This is a genomic window from Actinoplanes cyaneus, from assembly GCF_016862095.1.
GTDB lineage: Bacteria > Actinomycetota > Actinomycetes > Mycobacteriales > Micromonosporaceae > Actinoplanes > Actinoplanes cyaneus.
On record NZ_BOMH01000035.1, the window covers coordinates 31,801 to 49,769 of the forward strand.

At 71.9% G+C, this 17,969-nt stretch carries 21 protein-coding genes; 6 read left to right on the plus strand and 15 right to left on the minus strand.

The window, feature by feature from the left end; translation table 11 throughout:
* Positions 1 to 24: 24 nt before the first annotated feature.
* The 7 genes from Acy02nite_RS22340 to Acy02nite_RS22370 form a co-directional block, all read right to left on the minus strand.
* On the minus strand, positions 25 to 864 hold the full coding sequence (locus Acy02nite_RS22340; protein ID WP_203743551.1) for a hypothetical protein: 840 nt from the start codon (positions 862 to 864) through the stop codon (positions 25 to 27).
* A gap of 45 nt (positions 865 to 909) precedes the next feature.
* Positions 910 to 1,566, minus strand: a complete 657-nt coding sequence (locus Acy02nite_RS22345) for a hypothetical protein (RefSeq protein WP_203743553.1) — start codon at positions 1,564 to 1,566, stop codon at positions 910 to 912.
* A gap of 211 nt (positions 1,567 to 1,777) precedes the next feature.
* Positions 1,778 to 2,899 (minus strand): tetratricopeptide repeat protein, encoded by a 1,122-nt coding sequence (locus Acy02nite_RS22350; RefSeq protein WP_239175096.1) that lies wholly within the window; start codon positions 2,897 to 2,899, stop codon positions 1,778 to 1,780.
* An 18-nt stretch (positions 2,900 to 2,917) separates the two neighbouring features.
* The gene (locus tag Acy02nite_RS22355) at positions 2,918 to 3,304 is read right to left on the minus strand and encodes a PPOX class F420-dependent oxidoreductase (protein ID WP_239175097.1); all 387 of its coding nucleotides are present in this window, start codon (positions 3,302 to 3,304) and stop codon (positions 2,918 to 2,920) included.
* A 199-nt stretch (positions 3,305 to 3,503) separates the two neighbouring features.
* Positions 3,504 to 3,992: a 2-C-methyl-D-erythritol 2,4-cyclodiphosphate synthase gene (gene ispF / locus Acy02nite_RS22360; RefSeq protein WP_203743557.1), complete on the minus strand. Its 489-nt coding sequence runs from the start codon at positions 3,990 to 3,992 to the stop codon at positions 3,504 to 3,506.
* Positions 3,993 to 4,247: 255 nt separating this feature from the next.
* Positions 4,248 to 4,961, minus strand: coding sequence for a 2-C-methyl-D-erythritol 4-phosphate cytidylyltransferase (gene ispD / locus Acy02nite_RS22365; protein ID WP_203743585.1), 714 nt, complete (start codon positions 4,959 to 4,961; stop codon positions 4,248 to 4,250).
* Between the two features lie 43 nt (positions 4,962 to 5,004).
* Complete coding sequence (locus Acy02nite_RS22370; RefSeq protein WP_014447856.1) at positions 5,005 to 5,490, minus strand: CarD family transcriptional regulator; 486 nt, start codon at positions 5,488 to 5,490, stop codon at positions 5,005 to 5,007.
* A gap of 334 nt (positions 5,491 to 5,824) precedes the next feature.
* On the opposite strand from Acy02nite_RS22370, the gene Acy02nite_RS22375 reads away from it, so the two are divergent.
* A complete protein-coding gene (locus Acy02nite_RS22375; protein ID WP_203743559.1) occupies positions 5,825 to 6,598 on the plus strand; it encodes a hypothetical protein in 774 nt (257 codons plus the stop codon).
* A 93-nt stretch (positions 6,599 to 6,691) separates the two neighbouring features.
* On the opposite strand, the gene Acy02nite_RS22380 is transcribed toward Acy02nite_RS22375, so the two are convergent.
* The 3 genes from Acy02nite_RS22380 to Acy02nite_RS22390 all read right to left on the minus strand — a co-directional run bounded on the left by Acy02nite_RS22380 (position 6,692) and on the right by Acy02nite_RS22390 (position 9,116).
* Entirely contained in the window at positions 6,692 to 7,144 is a 453-nt protein-coding gene (locus Acy02nite_RS22380) for a DUF6023 family protein (RefSeq protein ID WP_203743562.1), read from the minus strand.
* Between the two features lie 128 nt (positions 7,145 to 7,272).
* Positions 7,273 to 8,343 carry a type III polyketide synthase gene (locus tag Acy02nite_RS22385; protein WP_203743564.1) on the minus strand — a complete coding sequence of 357 codons (1,071 nt, stop codon included), beginning with the start codon at positions 8,341 to 8,343 and terminating at the stop codon, positions 7,273 to 7,275.
* Positions 8,344 to 8,345: 2 nt separating this feature from the next.
* Positions 8,346 to 9,116: a class I SAM-dependent methyltransferase gene (locus Acy02nite_RS22390; RefSeq protein WP_203743566.1), complete on the minus strand. Its 771-nt coding sequence runs from the start codon at positions 9,114 to 9,116 to the stop codon at positions 8,346 to 8,348.
* A 152-nt stretch (positions 9,117 to 9,268) separates the two neighbouring features.
* Here Acy02nite_RS22390 and Acy02nite_RS22395 point away from each other — a divergent pair, with 152 nt between their 5' ends.
* From Acy02nite_RS22395 to disA, 4 genes are all read left to right on the plus strand, one after another.
* Positions 9,269 to 10,117, plus strand: coding sequence for a UbiA family prenyltransferase (locus tag Acy02nite_RS22395; RefSeq protein ID WP_239175098.1), 849 nt, complete (start codon positions 9,269 to 9,271; stop codon positions 10,115 to 10,117).
* Between the two features lie 94 nt (positions 10,118 to 10,211).
* The gene (locus Acy02nite_RS22400) at positions 10,212 to 10,931 is read left to right on the plus strand and encodes a hypothetical protein (protein WP_203743568.1); all 720 of its coding nucleotides are present in this window, start codon (positions 10,212 to 10,214) and stop codon (positions 10,929 to 10,931) included.
* Positions 10,932 to 10,962: 31 nt separating this feature from the next.
* Positions 10,963 to 12,384, plus strand: a complete 1,422-nt coding sequence (radA, locus tag Acy02nite_RS22405) for a DNA repair protein RadA (protein ID WP_203743570.1) — start codon at positions 10,963 to 10,965, stop codon at positions 12,382 to 12,384.
* Between the two features lie 164 nt (positions 12,385 to 12,548).
* Positions 12,549 to 13,649 carry a DNA integrity scanning diadenylate cyclase DisA gene (disA, locus tag Acy02nite_RS22410; RefSeq protein WP_425548255.1) on the plus strand — a complete coding sequence of 367 codons (1,101 nt, stop codon included), beginning with the start codon at positions 12,549 to 12,551 and terminating at the stop codon, positions 13,647 to 13,649.
* 203 nt (positions 13,650 to 13,852) lie between these two features.
* On the opposite strand, the gene Acy02nite_RS22415 is transcribed toward disA, so the two are convergent.
* Positions 13,853 to 14,362 (minus strand): 2'-5' RNA ligase family protein, encoded by a 510-nt coding sequence (locus Acy02nite_RS22415; RefSeq protein WP_203743574.1) that lies wholly within the window; start codon positions 14,360 to 14,362, stop codon positions 13,853 to 13,855.
* 2 nt (positions 14,363 to 14,364) lie between these two features.
* Positions 14,365 to 15,135 (minus strand): adhesin, encoded by a 771-nt coding sequence (locus Acy02nite_RS22420; protein WP_203743576.1) that lies wholly within the window; start codon positions 15,133 to 15,135, stop codon positions 14,365 to 14,367.
* A 246-nt stretch (positions 15,136 to 15,381) separates the two neighbouring features.
* Between Acy02nite_RS22420 and Acy02nite_RS22425 the strand changes: the two genes are divergently transcribed.
* A complete protein-coding gene (locus Acy02nite_RS22425) occupies positions 15,382 to 16,278 on the plus strand; it encodes an iron-sulfur binding domain-containing protein (RefSeq protein ID WP_203743577.1) in 897 nt (298 codons plus the stop codon).
* A gap of 119 nt (positions 16,279 to 16,397) precedes the next feature.
* Here the strand turns inward: Acy02nite_RS22425 and Acy02nite_RS22430 are convergent, their stop codons facing one another.
* The 3 genes from Acy02nite_RS22430 to Acy02nite_RS22440 form a co-directional block, all read right to left on the minus strand.
* Entirely contained in the window at positions 16,398 to 16,979 is a 582-nt protein-coding gene (locus Acy02nite_RS22430) for a DUF4291 domain-containing protein (protein ID WP_203743579.1), read from the minus strand.
* A 47-nt stretch (positions 16,980 to 17,026) separates the two neighbouring features.
* Positions 17,027 to 17,566 carry a hypothetical protein gene (locus Acy02nite_RS22435; protein ID WP_203743581.1) on the minus strand — a complete coding sequence of 180 codons (540 nt, stop codon included), beginning with the start codon at positions 17,564 to 17,566 and terminating at the stop codon, positions 17,027 to 17,029.
* A gap of 151 nt (positions 17,567 to 17,717) precedes the next feature.
* Positions 17,718 to 17,969 (minus strand): ClpB D2-like domain containing protein (locus Acy02nite_RS22440; RefSeq protein WP_498063717.1); only part of this gene is annotated, 252 nt, incomplete at its 5' end.

Genomic DNA, 17,969 nt, shown 5'->3' on the forward strand with positions numbered 1-17,969 from the left:
TATGTCAGGCCCGGTCGAGGCGGATCACTCGTACCCACCGTTGATCAATCCGAGACGGACCAATTCGGTCAGCGGCTCCACCACATTCGCCGCGCCGAAACCGGCGAAGAGGGGGCGTGGCATCTCCCGCCGCGACCGCGCCGGCTCCACCAGCGGCACCGGATGTGTCGCGGCCAGCGCCTCGGCGACCTCGGCCACCTCGGCGCCGTCCGCCGCAAGCAGCGTCGCGACCAGCACGTTGAGGAAGCCGTGATGGGTAAAACCGGTCTCCGGGTCGGTGTGCCGGGTGGCGTGCCGCAAACCGGCGGCGAGCTTGAACGGCAACTCCCGATCGCGGCAGGCGCAGATCACGGCGGCCAGTTCCACCGGAGTCGGGAAGAGCTCGGCGGCCAGCCCCCCGACCCGGAACTTCGGCGCGATCGACTGACCCGCCCGCCGGGCCTCGGCGAGCGTGTCCAGAGCACCGATCAGCCCCCAGCTCAGCGGGATCTCCGCCCACACGTGGAAGGTCTCCTGGGCCGCGAACGTGCGCAGCAGGGCGAGACCGGGCTGCGGATCCTCGCCACGCCGGGCGACCGCCGCCTCGACGTGTGCGATCACCATGCCGGCCGAGCGCAGTTTCTCCACGGTCGCGGGCAGCGCGCCGGCCGGGATGTCGCCGATCAGCGCCCCCGCGAGCCGGGGCACCGGCTCCGAGCCCACCACCGACGCCGGGACCAGCAAGGCGCCGATCAGCTCCGCGTACCACGCCGAGGCGTGCTCGTGGAACTTCGCCTCGGCCTCGGTCAGGCCGATCGGGCTGGGCGGCAACAGGGACGCGTCATCGACGAGCCCGGCATACAGCGGAGGCACCATCGTCGACACGACCCGAACCTAACGGACCACGCGTGAGCCGGACAACAGTGTGACTCAGACGAGCCAGACCGCCGTTTCGACGGTCAGGCCCGTGGGCAGCGGTTTCTCCGTCGGGAAGGCCGGTATCCGGAAGGCGACGACGTGCCCGGGGTCGGCGGTCAGGCGCATGCAGTACGCCCGGCCGGCCTCCAACTCCAGATACTGCGATTGGTACGTGGCGCCGTTGGCCTCGGCGCACGCCTCCGGCCCGGCGAACGGATCACCGGCGGCGCGGGCCACCACCGACCGCTGCTCCAGCGGATCGGCGCTCCACACACGTTCGTCGCCGTCCGCGCAGTTCTGCACGGTGTCGTCCTTGCCCGGGGTCGAGCAGATCAGCGACATGTCCCCGGTCCACGCATCCGGGCCCGGGCGCACCTGGTCGCGCAGCAGCACCGCGGTCTGCGGGTACTTGTCACCCTTCGGCAGCGGCAGCTCCAGCCGCTGAACAGCGGCGCCGAGGGCGGCCTGCGGCGACCTCACCTCGGCGGCCGGCGTCCCTTTCGGCTTGTGCGACCGGTAGAGCAGCACCCCGGTCGCCGCAGCGGCGAGCGTCATGATCACCAGGCCGGCGGCGAAGTAGGTGCGGCCCAGCGTCTCCGCCCGGAACAGCACGACCAGCACGACGGCCAGCGCCACGAGCGCCAGCGCGGCAATCAGAAGATCGGCCATGCGGCCAAAATACGGGGGCGGCGGTCTATCCGCTCCTTTTCCTGTACGGCGGTGAGCAGTCGCGCGGCCTCCGCCGTACCCCGCGGATCGAGCCTGAAAGCCCGACCACCGGCGACCGCGACGCCGAGCCGGCGCCGACCCGGGCGGGACCGGGCAACCCTGGGCAGGACGGGGCGGCCCCGGGCAGGACGGGGCAGGAGCGGGCGGGCCGTCACCGGCGGCGGAGCAGGACCAGCCCCTCGGCGACGGCTGCCAGGACCATGCCCGCGAGGAGCGTGGGCAGACCACCGACCACCGCATACGCCACCAGGAACAGCGGCGCGGCGAAGGTCAGGTAGAGCGCCACGACGAGCGCCCGCTTCCCCGAGCGCAGGCGCGCGAGCACGAGCCCGGCCGGCTCGGTGAGGCGACTGCGGAACCAGAAGACGACAGCGGCGAAGACCAGGAACCCGATCAGCCCCGCCCAGACCCGCGAGATGCCCGTGCTGATCAGCGTCATCGCGGCGGTGACCACGGCCGCGACCAGGGTGCCGTTCGCGCCGTAGCGGATGGTCTCCAGCACCGCGTCGGCAGAGTCCGCGGAGACGTCCAGCACCGGCTTGCTCGGGCGGCTGATCGCCGGCGGCTCCGCGAAGTTCGACGGGGCCGGCGTCGCCGTCGGCTGCTCGACCGGGAACCTGTCCGGCTCCGTCCGCGGAGCACCCAGCGACGCCTCCTCCGCCAGATCCTCCAGCGCGCGGGCCCAGCGGCGCCGCTCCAGGCGGACGATCCCGACATCCTGCCCGGCGTCACCGATCGCCGAATCAAGATCCAGCGCTTCCGCGTACGCCCGCTGGGCCAGATCGAAGAGTCGCAGCCGCGCGGCGACCACGGCCAGAACGAGATGCGCCTCGGCCTCGGACGGCGCGACCCGCACCCCGTTCCACGCGGCGTTCAGCGCCTCCTGGCCGTTACGCGACTCGCTCAGCAGCGCGGCGCCGGTGCGTTGCGCGTACGCATCCTCGGGCCAGGCCCGCAGAATCTCCCCGGCGATCTGCGCGGCCTCACCGAAACGCCGGCTGTCGGTCAGCGCCATCGCCCGCACCACCAGCGCCGCCAGCGTGCCCGGGTCAGCCGCGGCAGCCCGGTCGGCGGCGACCAGCGCCTCGGTGGGCTGATCGGCGGCCAGGTGGATGCGGGCCAGCGTGGCCAGCAGGGCGGACTCGTCCGGAGCACTCTGCAGACCGGCGGCGACCTCCTCGGCGGCCTCGTCGTAACGGCCGAGGTCGGCGAGCAGCAGCGCACGCTGGCGGTGTTCCTCCGGCGTGGTGTCGGGCTCCATGGGGGCGGGCACAGTCGGAGCGTAGGCGGTCTACCTGTAGATCACATGGGTCGGGGTGAGCCGGCACACCACCCGCACGGTCTCCGGGCCGTCGCTGGTCCACGCCTCGTTCGCATACTTGTAGCTCAGCATGCCGATCAGATCGTCATGATCGTCGCCGAGCGTGACCGTCCCCTCGACGGTGCAGTAGGACGACGGCTGTGCCGGGTCGAAAGCGCAGATCGAGGCGCGCGGGTCACGCTCCAGGTTCCGTGCCTTCTGCCGCCCCCTGATCGTGGAGAACAGGATGTCGTCCCCGTCCCGCTTCACCCAGATGACCGTCGATTGCGGCGAGCCGTCCGCATTGATCGTGCTGAGCACCGCGTAGGTGGGGTTGTCGATCAACCTACGGGCGACATCGGGCAGGACGACAGTCATGATCGTCATCATGCCCGAGAAACGCGGCTCCCCTTCCGTGACGGTTGACACCCGTCACTGCGGCACCCCCCGCAACCCGGCCGCGGCAGCCGCAGCCCGGCCCTCTGGCAGCCGTCACCCACCCGGGCAACCGCCGCAACCCAGCCTCGGCAGCCGTCACCGTACCCAGGGCAACCGCCGCACCCAGCCTCGGCAGCCGTCATCCAGCGGCGGGCATCTCGGCGTAGACCATCGCCACCGCGACGCCGGCCAGGCCCTCGCCCCGCCCGGTGAGCCCCAGCCCGTCCGTGGTGGTCCCGGACACGGTCACCGGCGCGCCGACCGCGGCCGACAGCACCTTCTCGGCCTCCGCGCGACGCTTGCCGATCTTCGGCCGGTTCCCGATCGCCTGCACCGACACGTTCCCGATCGCGAACCCGGCGGCCCGCACCAGCCGCGCCGCCTCCGCGAGCAGGGTCACCCCGGCGGCGCCGGCCCACTCCGGGCGGCTCGTGCCGAAGTTGCTGCCCAGATCGCCCAGGCCGGCCGCGGAGAGGAGCGCGTCACAGGCGGCGTGCGCCACGACGTCGGCGTCCGAGTGACCGGCCAGCCCAGGTTCGCCGGGCCACTCCAGACCGGCCACCCAGCAGGCCCGGTCCGCGTCGAATGCGTGCACGTCAGTGCCGATGCCCACCCGGGGAATGATCACCCGATCACCCTAACCGCCGACCCGCCACGCCAGGCCGCACCCGGGCACCCCGAGCCGCGGGGCGCCTCGAATGCAGCCGAGCCGTCGGCCGCCTCGGATCCAGCCACGCCAGCCCCAGCACGACACCCTGCGCGCCGCACTCACCGCCGGTGGGCCGCCTTGGGTCCAACCAGGCCACGGGCTGCCTGGGATCCAGCCGAGTCACGGGCCGAGCCGGGAAGGGCCGAGCCGCGGGCCGCGCCGGGAAGGGCCGGGTCAGACCGCCGGCGCTTCGGGGTCCGGCATCGCCAGCAGATGCGTCGCCAGCGCCAGATCCAACGGCCGAGTGATCTTCAACGCCAGATCCGACCCCGGAACGCACCGGACCGGAATCCCGAGTTTCTCGACAGCGCCGGCATCGTCGGTGTGCGAATCCGCTGCCGCCTCGTGCGCGGCCCGCAGCACAGCGGCGCGGAAGCCCTGCGGGGTCTGCACCGCCCGCAGCACCGAACGGTCGACGGTGCCGAGCACGACCTCGTCGGCGGAGACTTCCTTGATCGTGTCCACCACCGGGAGAACCGGGATGACAGCATCGGCGCCGGACCGGACCGCAGCCGCCACCCGCTCGGTCACCGAGGGTGGAGTAAGGCAGCGGGCCGCATCGTGCACCAGCACGATCGGCACCTCGTCCGGAACGACGGCGAGCGCGGCCGCCACCGATTCCTGCCGCTCGGCGCCGCCGGGAACCACCGTGACCGGCGCCACCGGCGAGAGCAGAGCCTGCACCGCGCCGACGTCGGCGCGCGGCGCGGCCACGACGATCATCCGGACCGAGGGAGCGGCGGCGAGCCGGCGCACCGCATGAACGAGCAGCGGCTCGCCCTCGAGCAGCCGCAGAGCCTTGGGAGCACCCGGCCCCAGCCGCAATCCCGCACCCGCGGCCGGAACGACGACCGCGACGTCACCGCGAGCATTGAGCTGCGCGGTCACGTCGCGGTCGGCGTTCACAGGCTGTGAAGGGTGCGTCGCTGGATCAGGCCTCGGTGAGGACCTTGTCGAGCAGGACCTCAGCCTCGTCCTTGGTGCTCTTCTCAGCGAGGGCCACCTCGCCGACCAGGATGTCGCGGGCCTTCGCGAGCATGCGCTTCTCGCCTGCCGAGAGACCGCGCTCCCGCTCGCGACGCCAGAGGTCGCGAACAACCTCGGCAACCTTGAGCGGGTTACCGGAAGCGAGCTTCTCCAGGTTGGCCTTGTAGCGCCGCGACCAGTTGGTCGGCTCCTCGGTGTGCGGAGCGCGGAGGACGTCGAAGACCTTGCCCAGGCCTTCCTCGCCAACCACTTCGCGCACGCCGACTTCCTCGGCGTTCTCAGCGGGCACCCGAACCGTCAGATCGCCCTGGGCGACACGCAGAACGAGATACTGCCTTTCAACGCCCTTGATGACCCTAGTCTCGATTGCCTCGATGAGTGCGGCCCCGTGGTGGGGGTAAACAACGGTCTCGCCGACACTGAAAACCATAGGTTCGAAACCCCTTTCGCTGTGTCTAGGGTAACACGCTCAGGCGGCTCTGTCTTGCCCTGACGGTCACTGTTAGTGCAGCTCAGGGGCCCTGTGACGGGGCTTTCTACCGCTTGACACCAGCGCGGGAAGCTGCCTAAGTAACTCAAAGTGACTGGGATGTCACTGGACTCGCTGTTGAGTCGGAAATTCCGGACCTGATGGCTTTGCGAGATCAAGCGTATCGCTGAGGTCCACAGCGCCCCACCACTGGCGATGCGGCGTAGCGTGCGAGACGCTGGACGGAAGTTCCCCGACCGAAGCAAGATCTGGTCGGCCAGGGGGGAGGTGGATCATGGCAGGCGCGAGCGACAACGGCGGCTGGCCGCCCGACGGCGGCTCTTCGGGTGGACTGCCCGACCTCCCTGAGGAGTGGGGCGTCATCGTCATCCCGGACGATCTGTCCGAGCTCTCCGACGAGGTCGAGGCGGTCCGGGCGGAGCTGCACCTGTCCCCACCGGCGGGCCGTCTCCAGCGGTTCCTGCGCCGGCCGGCGATCCGGTGGGCACGCAAGGCGGGCACGTTGATGCTGCGCGCACCCGCCCTGATCATCTCGATGGCGATCCTGGTCACGGTGGCCAGCCTGTTCGCCTCGACCTGGCCCGGGCCCTCACGGGAGCCGGCCACCCAGCGCACCGCCGGCTCCACCCCGGCGCCGGTCAAGGCGCTGCCGGCACTCGAGCTGATCGACGCCGACGGGAAGGTCGTGCCGGTCAACGGGCAGCTGCCGGTGGTCATCCTGCTCATCGACGGCTGCGACTGTGACGCGCTGATCGCCGACACGGTCGGCGCGGTGAAACCGGACATCGCGGTGCTCGCCGTGTCACGATCCACGCCGTCGGTCCCCGCGTCGCCCGGTCAGGCCGCCACGGCCCGGGCTCCGCGCTACGACGGGAAGAATGTGCGCTACCTGCGTGATCCGACCGGCAGCCTGCGCGAGCAGCTCGGCCTCACCACGCAGGACGGGACGGCCGCCGCGATCCTGGTCACCAGCACCGGCGACATCCTCCGCAAGATCCCCCACGTCGTCTCGGTCAACACTCTGCGGCCCGACCTCGAACGCCTCTGACCAGCCAAGCCTTTGACCACCCGAGCCGCTGACCAGCCGGAGCGGAAGAGGGCTGGCCCGGGGCGTCCGCCGGGCACGCGGGCCGGCGAGTGGTCAGTTCGTGGCGGCCCGCTGCACCGTGTAGCGGAAGACGATCGGGCCTTTGTCGTCGGCCGCGGCCCGCAGGCGCAACTGGCTGCCGACCCCGACGCTGAAGACCTCCGGCGTCCGGGCCCCCGAGCAGGGCAGTCCCCGCCCCGACTCGTCGTCGCCGAAACTGACCCGGACCCGGCTGCCGTCCGGTCCGGCGCACACCACGGCGACCTGGAACGCGCCCCCGTCCAGATCGGCGCCTTTCTCGTAATTGCTCGAAGCGGGCACCACCACGGTGTCGGTCATCTCCTGGTCACCGGTCTCGGGCAGGAGTTGCTCAGCGGTCAGCCGCCAGGCCAGCAGCCGCGGGTCGGAGTCGTCCCGTGGTGCCGACCGCCACCACCAGATCCCGCCCGCCACCAGGATCAGCACGGCCAGCCCGTGCAGGATCACCCCGCGTCCCCGCTCTGTCACGCCGCAACCGTTCCGCTCACACCGCTCCCGTTCCGTTCACGCCGCGCTCTCCCGGTGCGCGGCGCTGCCCGCGCTCTCCCGGTGACTCGGTTGCCCGCGCTCTCCCGGTGACGCGGCGCTGCCCGCGCTCACGCTGCGACTGTAGAGAACTCGAGCAGCACTCCGTAGAGCGTGAGCCCCGGACCGAAGGCGAGCATCACCACCCGCCGTGGCGGCCGCGCCTCCCGACGCAGGGCGTCGAGGGCCAGGAGCACGGTGGGTGAGGAACAGTTCCCGTACGCCGCGAGCACGCCCCGTGACGCCGCGAGCGCCTGATCGTCGAGTCCGAGCCGCTCCTGCACGACGTCCAGGATCTTCGGCCCGCCCGGGTGCACGGCCCACCCGTCCACCTCGCCGATCGTCAGCCGGTGCCGTTTGAGCAGGTCCTCGACGAGCGTGCGGACGTGCAGGGAGAGCACCGTCGGCACCTCCGGTGACAGCCCCATCCGGAACCCGAGGTCGGTGACCTCCCACGTCATGTGGCCGGCCGTGGTGCTGTCGGTGACCGCCGCGACCTCGCGCACCACATATCCCGCTTGCCCGGAGGACGCCGGGACGAGCACCGCGGCGGCGGCCGCGTCGGAGAAGAGCGCGTGCGACACGATCTGCTGCACGTCCGGTGGGCCTGCGCCGGCCGGCTGCATGTGCAGGCTGGTCAGCTCGGCGCAGAGCAGCAGCGCGGGCCGCCCGCGGGCCACCACGAAGTCACTGACCGTGCCGAGACCCGGCAACGCCGCGTAACAGCCCATGTGGCCGACGAAGAGCCGCTGCACGTTCGGTGACATGCCGAGATCCCGGGCCAGGTGGATGTCGAGCCCGGGCGTGGCATAGCCGGTGCAGGAGCAGACCGCGAAGAGCCCCACCTCCGAGGCGTCGAGGCCCGCGTCGGCCAGCGCCCGGCCGACCGCGGCACTGCCCAGCGGAACAGCCTCCTCCTGGAAGCGACGCATCCGGCGCTCGGTGGACCAGCCCGAGACGTCCTCCTTCAACGGGCTCACCGCGGCCTGCCGGGTGACCACCCCGGAGTTCGCGAAGATCCGCTTGGCCAGGCCCCGGCGACCGGCGGCGTAATGCTGGGCGAAGAAGCCGTCCCACAGCTCGTCCTGCCCCGTGGAGGGCGGCAGGGCCACGCCCAGCCCGCTGATCACTGCCTCCGTCACGGTCACCACGGCCGCCGCACGTCCGCGGCGGTTGCCGTCACGAGCGCGGCGGGAGCGGGCCCGCTCTTGCGGCCGACGCCCTGATAGAGGACGGCGGTGGAGAACGTCGGGACCACGCGCCCGAGCGGGCGCTCGTCCGGATCGCGGCGCAGCGCCAGCCACCGCACCAGGCCGGGCAGGCTCGGCCGGATCCCGCGGACGGCCAGCGGGACACCGTGCCGGGCGAACTCGGCCCGCAGCCGGGCCGGCGACACGAACAGCGCCGGGTCGTGCAGGCCGGTCGGCACCACCCCGAACCGCTCACCCAGCGTCACCGTGATGAGCCGGCTGAGGGCGGTGTCGTTCAGCGTGTCGAGCACGACCCGCCCGCCGGGCCGCAACACCCGGCACAGCTCGGCGACGGTGCCGCTCAGGTCGGTGACGTGCTCCAGGATCTCGCCCGCCACCACGACGTCGGCCGAGCCGTCGGCGAGCGGCAGGGCGGCGACGTCCCCGGCCAGCGGTGTGACGCCCCGATCGGCAGCGAGCGCCAGCCCCGGGGGCCGCAGGTCGACGCCGACATGCCGGTAACCCAGGGCCGTCACGTGCGGCGCGAGGAGACCGCCGCCGCACCCCGCGTCCAGCAGCACCTGGCCGGGCGTGCCGGGCCGCGGGATCAGCTCGGCGCGGGCGGCGGCCAGCCAGTGCAGCAGCTCGAACCCGCCGCCGGGCCGCCACCACTCGCCGGCAAGGGTGTCGTACTGGCACGGATCGTTACGCCGGATCGACAGCATGTGATCAAGCCTGGCACGGTTGCGCCCGCCTCACCACCGGAGCGGATCCACCTGTGGAAATCCCCTCACACCGCCGGCGGCCGGTTCGCCTGTGGACAACCGCCTCTGTGGACGACGCCCGTCCCGCTGTCCTCGTCTGGCAGCGTGGCCTCATGCACCGCAGACTGCTCGACATGTCCCGTGCGCTGGCGCTGCTGCGTTCCTCCCATCCGGAGCCGGGCGCCGCCGTCACCGTGGTGATGACGCTGCTCGCGTTCGGCGCCGGCCATCGCGGGTGGCGGCTGCTCTGCGTGTTCCTGGCGGTCGGGGCGAGCCAGCTCGCGGTCGGCTGGGTCAACGACTGGCTCGACGCCGAGCGGGACCTGCGGGCCGGCCGGCGGGACAAACCGGTCGCCAGCGGTGCGGTCTCCCGCCGTACCGTGGGAATCTCGGGTTTGATCGCGGCCGTTGCCGCACCTCTCGCGGCACTTCCGCTGGGCGCGACAGCCGCCGCGACCATCGCCGTGGCCGCGATCTTCGGCCTGCTCTACGACTGGCCACTGAAGTCGACGGCATTCTCCGTGGTGCCTTACCTGCTGGCGTTCGGGCTGCTTCCGGCATTCGTGGTGGTCGCCCTGCCGGGTCGTCCCATGCCGCCGTTCTGGCTGGTCGCGGCCGCGGCGCTGCTCGGCGCGGGTGCCCACTTCGCGAATGTGCTGCCCGATCTGGCGGACGACGCGGCGACCGGGGTGCGCGGGCTGCCGCATCGGATCGGCGCGGCGGGTTCCCGGCTGGCGGCCGCGACGCTGCTGCTGAGCGCGACTGCCACGCTGGTCCTGGGGCCGCCCGGAGCGCCGTCGTGGTCCGGCTGGGCGGCCGGCGCGGCCGCCGTCGTGGTGCTGCCGATCGGCTGGTACGCGTCCCGCCGCGCCCGCGGCAGACCGGTCGCGCTGTTCCGTGCGGTGATGGCTGTCGCGCTGATCGACGTCCTGCTGCTGATCTTCAGCGGGCCCGTGGTGTGATCCACTCCGGCCGGATGGATGGGTCGGCGCACACGGCCGTTTGCCGCCCACTAGGCTGATCTCACACCTTGGTGTCGCTATTTGGAGGATCGTGATGCGCTCGCTGGGAACCCGTCGCGCCGCCCTGGTCGCGGGTGTCGCCACCGTCGGTGTCATCGCGCTGGCCGGTTGCTCGGCCGGTCAGGTTGCCGAGACCGCCATGCTGGACACGCCGATCGCCGGCGTCAACGCGAACTCCGCCGACGGCAGCGTGTCAGTGCGCGACGCCCAGGTGGCGTACAACGGCGTCGAGGGCTATGAGAAGGGCGAGAGCGCTCCGCTGCAGCTGAGCCTCTTCAACCAGTCCGAGAAAGACGTCACGATCTCGATCGCCAGCGTGCCGCTGGAGCGGCCGCAGGTCGTCTCCGCGGCCCAGGTCGGCTTCGCCGCCGCAGGCGCCGCGTCGCCCAGCACGAGCTCCTCCTCGGCGCCGGCGTCGGCGGCGAGCCCGTCCGTCAAGCCGTCCGGCGCTCTGCCGGGCACCTCGGGCAGCCCCTCGCCGGGCCCGTCGGCCCCGTCCGCCGAGGCCGGCCCCACGGTCACCGCGGCGCAGATCACCATCAAGGCCCTCGGTTCGGCGTCCTTCAAGCCGACCGACGTGAAGAAGCTCCAGGCGGTCGGCCTGAGCGACGACCTGATGCCGGGCCAGAGTGTGAACCTCGTCTTCCGCTTCAGCAACGGCGCGCCGGATCTGACGATCCAGGCGCCGGTCGCGATCCCGCTGAGCCCCGCTTCCCGCGCGCCGGGCCTGCAGGGCGAGCACACCGAAGAATGACGTTGTCGTACCCGGCGGCTAACTTGGCCGGGTGACGACCTCTCGGACGAGTTCCAAGGCGGCCCGGCCGGCCTACGTGTGTGACGCGTGTGGTCACCAGCCGCCGAAGTGGCTGGGCCGCTGCCCGGAGTGCGGCGAGTGGGGCTCGATCATCGAGTCCACGGTCACCGTCGGGGTCTCCGGCCGGGTGGTCAGCTCGCGCATGCCGTCCGAGCCGGCCAAGCCGATCTCGCAGATCAGCGCCGCGCCCGCGCGTGCCGTCCCGTCCGGTGTCAGCGAGCTCGACCGGGTGCTCGGCGGCGGCCTGGTCCCCGGCGCCGTGGTGCTGCTCGCCGGCGAGCCGGGCGTGGGCAAGTCGACGCTGCTGCTCGACGTGGCCCAGCAGTGGGCGGCCGGCGCCGGCACGCCGTCGCTGGTGGTCAGCGGTGAGGAGTCGGTGAGCCAGGTCCGGCTGCGGGCCGAGCGGCTCGGCGCCCTGCACGAGCGTCTCTTCCTGGCCGCCGAGAATGATCTGGGCACGATCATCGGTCACCTCGACGCGGTCCGGCCCGGTCTGCTCGTGCTCGACTCGGTGCAGACCGTCTCGGCTCCCGGCACCGAGGGCGTGCCCGGCGGCGTCACGCAGGTCCGCGCGGTGACCGCGGCGCTGGTCTCGATCGCCAAGGAGCGCGGCATCGCCACCGTCCTGGTGGGTCACGTCACCAAGGACGGGCAGGTTGCCGGCCCGCGTGTGCTGGAGCACCTGGTCGACGTGGTGCTGCACTTCGAGGGTGACAAGCACTCGTCGTTGCGCCTGGTCCGCGGCGTGAAGAACAGGTTCGGCGCGGCCGACGAGGTGGGCTGTTTCGAGATGCACGAGGGCGGCATCACCAGCCTGCCCGACCCGTCCGGCCTGTTCCTCACCCGCTATCAGGAGCCGGTACCGGGCACGTGCGTGACGGTCGCGATGGAGGGCCGGCGGGCACTGGTCACCGAGGTGCAGGCGCTGATCGGCGCCGAGGTGCAGGGGTCACCGCGGCGCACGGTGTCCGGCCTCGACAGCGCCCGGCTGGCGATGGTGCTGGCGGTGCTCGAGCGGCGCACCAAGCAGTTGAAGCTCTACAATCGCGAGGTCTTCGCGGCCACGGTGGGCGGCATCCGGCTGACCGAGCCGTCGGCCGACCTGGCGATGGCGCTGTCGGTCGCCTCCGGCGGGCTGGACCTGGCGATGGCGCCGACCCTGATGGCGATCGGCGAGGTCGGCCTGACCGGGGAGATCCGCCGGGTGAGTGCGATCGGCCGGCGGCTGGCCGAGGCTGCGCGGCTCGGTTTCAAGGTGGCGCTCGTCCCGCCGGGCAGCACGAATACCGGCGAGGGCGTCGCGCCCAAGGGCATGGAGGTGATCGAGGTCGGCGACCTGCGGTCGGCGTTGCAGAGCGCCGCGCGGGCCTCGGCCGAGCACAACAAGGGGTGACCCAGAGTGACGAATCATCACGCTACGGAGCATTCATCGAGCCATGGCTCGTTGCCCTGTTTCGCAGTTCGTAGACTGTACCGGTGCCGCTCGACCGCGATGGTTCCAAGTCCGCCGCCAGTTCAACGCCGCGCCCCGGCGTCAACGGTGCGGGCCACCGCGCGGTGCCCCCGTTGACCGGCGTCGGCCTCACCGGGGGCGCCAGCGATCCGATCCGGGCCAATCTCGCCCTGATGGCGCCCGGCACCGCCCTGCGCGACGGTCTGGAGCGCATTCTCCGGGGCCGCACCGGCGCGCTGATCGTCCTGGGCTACGACTCTGTCGTCGAGACGATCTGCACCGGCGGCTTCCCGCTCGACGTGGAGTTCTCCGCGACCCGCCTGCGTGAGCTGTGCAAGATGGACGGCGCCGTGGTGCTCTCCAGTGACGGCACGCGCATCGTCCGGGCCGCCGTGCACCTGATGCCCGACCCGTCCATCCCGTCGGAGGAGTCCGGCACCCGGCACCGCACCGCCGAGCGGGTCGCCAAGCAGTCCGGCTTCCCGGTGATCTCGGTGAGCCAGTCGATGCACATCATCGGGCTGTATGTGAACGGTCAGCGCCACGTGCTCGACGACTCGGCGGCCATCCTGTCCCGGGCCAATCAGGCACTGGCCACCCTGGAGCGTTACAAGCTCCGGCTGGACGAGGTCTCCGGCACGCTCTCCGCGCTGGAGATCGAGGATCTGGTGACCGTCCGCGACGCCGTCTCCGTGGTGCAGCGGCTGGAGATGGTCCGCCGGATCGCCGACGAGATCTCGGGTTACGTGGTGGAGCTCGGCACCGACGGCCGGCTCCTCGCCCTGCAGCTCGACGAGCTGATGGCCGGCGTCGACTCGGACCGCACCCTGGTGATCCGCGACTACCTGCCCTCCGGCCGCAAGGCGCGCACGCTCGACGAGGCGCTGGTCGAGCTGGATCTGCTGACCGCCACCGAGATGATCGATCTGGTCGCGGTCGCCAAGGCGATCGGCTATGCGGGCGCTTCCGACGCGCTGGACGCAGCGGTGTCGCCGCGCGGGTTCCGGCTGCTGGCCAAGGTGCCACGGCTGCCGGCCCAGATCGTAGACCGGCTGGTGGACCACTTCGGCAGCCTGCAGCGGCTGCTCGGGGCGACGGTGGAGGATCTGCAGGCCGTCGAGGGGGTCGGGGATGCCCGGGCGCGTGGCGTGCGGGAGGGGCTGTCCCGGCTGGCCGAGGCGTCGATCCTGGAGCGCTACGTCTGACCGCGCGCGGCTGGCGCTCAGGGTCCGGTCGAACAGCCTGATACAGCCCTGAACACCAGCCGAGGCCGCGCGGCTGGCACTCACGGTCGTAACAGCGGCCCGTAACAACCCCCAGCACCAGCCCACGCCACGCAGCTGGCACCCACGGTCGTAACGGCCGCCTCCAAACAACGGCCCACACCAGCCCGGGCCGCGTTTCGCGGTCAGAGCGGATGGGCGATGTCGTTCGCATGGTCGGTGATCGCCGCGCCGGTGACTGTCGCGGCCAGTGGCAGAATCTCCAGGCAGCGCCGGATCGCCGGGGCCATCACCGGGTTCGGCACCCGCATCGAGATGGTGCAGTGCGGCACCCACAGCCCCGGCCGATAGTGCTCCCAGACCTCCACGCCGCCCGCTGACAGCCGTTCGTGGACCAGCCTGTGGTGGTCCATCAACTCGGGCGTCATGGTCACCCCGAGCCACAGGACGCGCCCGACGAACTGGCCGGCGAAGTCCATCCGCAGGGACAGGCCGCGCCCGTCGGGAACACCGTCGAGGGCTTTCGCGGCGGCGTCCGGGTCGATGGTCCGGGCTGCCGCCAGCGACACGTGCGGGCGGTGCTTGTGGTGCAGCGAACCGAGCGTGGGGATGCCCTCCTCCTCGAGGGCACGCCACAGTGTCCGGACCCGCCGCGTGGCATCGGTGTCCAGGTAGAGCTCGAGTGCCGCGACCAACCTCAGGAGATGGTCAGGATGACCGGGTTGCTCTTGATCGTGTCCAGCCGGCCGCGCAGTTCGTACTGCCCCGCGTTCGGGGCCGGGCCGGACGCCGCCGAGCCGTTGCACGCCGTGGACTGGCGGCCGTTCCAGGTGATGTTGAACGTCCGCTGGTCACCGGGCTTGAACGTCTGCACGTCGCTGCCCTTCGTGGTGCTGCACTTGTCGGACGACCAGTACTTCTGCGCGCCCTGATCGATGTAGAGCTCTTGCGGGTCGGCGCCAACGTCCCGGGTACACGTACGCGAGCCGATGTTCTTGATCTGCAGGGTGATCGCCAGGGTCGCGCCGCGCTTCATCGAGGTCGCGCCCGGCACCGGCGTCACCGAGATCTCGGCGTCCGTGCAGGCAGTGCCCTGCTGGCCGTTGACGTTGGTGTTGGGGTTGGCCCCGTTGGCGGAGGCGTTGGGCGGCGGCGGCAGCAGGCCGTCACCGTCGGCGCCCTGCGACTGCACCGGGTCCGGGTTGGCCTGACCGCCGGGCGGCGCCGTGTCGAGCAGCTCGTTGTTGTCCGGCGCCGCGGAAGCGCTCGGCGAGGCCGCGGCCGCGGACGTGGAGTCGGGCGCCGGCGTCGGGAGCGACGACGACGCGTTCTTGGTGTTCGCGTTCTTGTCGTCGCCGTGGGTGCACGCCACGAACAGCGCGATGATGACCAGCAACAGAGCGCCGAGCACAACCGCACGCCGCCGCCAGTAGACCGCGGAGGGGAGGGAACCAACCGTCGCACGCATGATGTGGCCCACCGTAAACCCGGACGCCCTTCACCATTGCGCGCGACGCGCCGGACATCCGACACCAACTCCTGGATCGTTCGTTAGAGATAGACCTTGCGCGCCGGGATCGCGTGCACACCCGCCACCCGATCGAGGAACGTTGTGCCGCGCAGTGATCGATCTCATACTGCGGCGGCCGAGGCGCCGACGCGGGCCGATGACGGTGACGGCGGTCTCGTGCACCGGAATACAGTGAGTGCCGCTATGACTCTCGCCGACGAAGCAATCACCTGGTACGACACCAACGCCCGCGACCTGCCGTGGCGGCAGCCGGAAACCACCCCGTGGGGTGTCCTGGTCAGCGAGGTGATGCTGCAGCAGACACCCGTCGTCCGGGTCGAGCCGGCCTGGCGCTCGTGGATGACCCGCTGGCCCACGCCCGCCGCGCTCGCCGCCGACCCGCAGTCCGAGGCGATCCGGATGTGGGGGCGTCTCGGATACCCCAGACGGGCGATGCGGCTGCACGCCTGCGCGCTCGCGATCGTCGAGCGGCACGGCGGGCGGGTGCCCGACGATCTCGACCAGCTGCTCGCCCTGCCCGGGGTGGGCACGTACACGGGACGGGCGGTGGCGACCTTCGCGTACGGTCAGCGGCACCCGGTCGTCGACACCAACGTGCGCCGGGTCGTCTCCCGGGTCGTCGAGGGCAAGCCCGACGCGGGCCCGGCCACCACCGCGGCCGACCTGGTGGCGATGGAGGAGCTGCTGCCCGAGGAGCCGGCTCGCGCGGCCCGGGCCAGCATCGCGTTCATGGAGCTCGGCGCGATCGTCTGCACCGCCCGCTCGCCGAAGTGCGCGGTCTGCCCGTTCCACACGGTCTGCGCCTGGCGGCTCACCGGCGAGCCGCTGCCGGAAGGGCCGAGCCGCAAACCGCAACGGTACGCCGGCACCGACCGTCAGGTCCGCGGCCTGCTGCTGGAGGTGCTGCGGCACGCCACCGGGCCGGTTCCCCGCCAGCGCCTGGACCTGGTCTGGACAGACGAGGTGCAGCGCGCCCGCGCACTGAGCGGTCTCGTCGAGGACGGTCTGGTGGAGTCCTTCGGCTCCGAGGAGTTCGTGCTGGCCGGTGACGCTCCGAAAGGCGAGATTCAAACCCTCTGAGTTGTACGACGGTTCACCGTCCCCACCACCCCCGGAAGAGTCCCGCCCCGGCACCGCCCCCGCGGCAACGACAAGCGCCGTCCCACCCGGACCGAAACGTCGTCCCACCGCCAGAAACGTCAGGCGCCGAGCGGCGCCCCGATCGTCGCGGGCAACGGATACACCCGCTCCCGCGGCAGGAGCGCCGTCGCCCCATCGTCGTCCCCGTCGTCGAGCCTGGCCCGGATCTGCCGCGCCAGGCCGGTCACGTCGGTGATCCCGGTGATCCACTCGTCGACGTACCGGTCCACCGCCGAGCCGCCGATCCCCACCTGCAGCGACCGGTACGGCAGCTCCCGCAACCGCACGTCCCGCTCCGGGTCCCACTGCACGCGGACCGGCGACCGTTTGAGCGCCCGCTGCCAGTCCGCCCGGCCGGCGTACGCCCCGGGCTGGTAGTGGCTGAGCATGGCGTTGGCGAGCGCCCACTCGAAGCCCTCCCGGGTGATCGAGACGGCCAGCACCCGCTCCTGACCCTCCTTGGCCGCCCAGCCGCAGCGGTACATCATCCACAGGAACGACGGCTTGATCCAGGTCATCCGCTCGCGTTTGAACGGCGGCACGAACGTTCCGGCCCGCAGCGCCGGTTCCGCGATCGCCGGCGAGTATGCCTGGTAGACGGTGATGGTCCGCTCGTCGTAGACCGCCCGGATCTCATGCATCCGCCCATGGTCGGGGTTCCGGGACGTCGCGGCCACGCATTAACGGCTCAGATCTGGTGCAGCCAGGCGATGAAGAACGCCACCTCGGCCGCCGTCACCAGCAGGATGACCGGCAGCAGCCAGGCGCCGCCGGGCTCGCCGGACATCCGGGCCGTCCAGCGCCGGTGCAGCGCAGCGATCCCCACCAGCCCGGCGATGCCGGCGGCCGCCATCGGCACGCCGACCAGGAAGTGGACCGCCCAGGCGCCGCCCCGGCCGGGCCCGCCCCAGGCGTTGTCGTACGGCCCGCGGTCGACCCATCCGTAGAGGACGCCCCGCGCCACGAAGAGGGCCTGGAACCCGAGCGGGATCAGCGCCAGAATCCCGAGCAGCAGCCCGGCCGCGGCGTTCGCGGCGGCCGGGCCGAATCGGGCGGGCAGCGCGGCCGGAGCGCCGAGGCGGCTCTGCCACCCGTTCGCGAGCTGGACGGCGGCGCCCTGCCGCCCGGCCAGCGCGAGGCCCAGACTCGCCGCGCTCACCAGCGCGAGCCCGCAGGAGTAGAGAACGGGCTGGAGGATGCGGCCAGTCCCGGCGATCGTCGTCGTCATGGATCGCAATCTATGAATCGGCCCGGGTCGCGGGCGTCACTCCGCAGTGCTCACCTTCACGTAGTACTCAGGTATGACGCGCGACGGCCCGGCTGCCGTGGCAGCCGGGCCGTCGCCTTCGTGCTGGTGGCGGGTCAGACCCGCCGGTGGATCATTCCTCGCTGGTGGTCGCGCCGAGGTCGGCCGGCACCGCGTCGGGCACCGCACCCGCCTTCTCGGCACCGCGGAAGACCAGCTTGGACTTCTCCACGTTGGCCGGGTCGCCCTCGCAGTCCACGACGACGATCTGGCCGGGGCGCAGCTCGTTGAAGAGAATCTGCTCGGAGAGGGTGTCCTCCAGCTCGCGCTGGATCGTGCGGCGCAGCGGCCGGGCGCCCAGAACCGGGTCGAAGCCCTTCTTCGC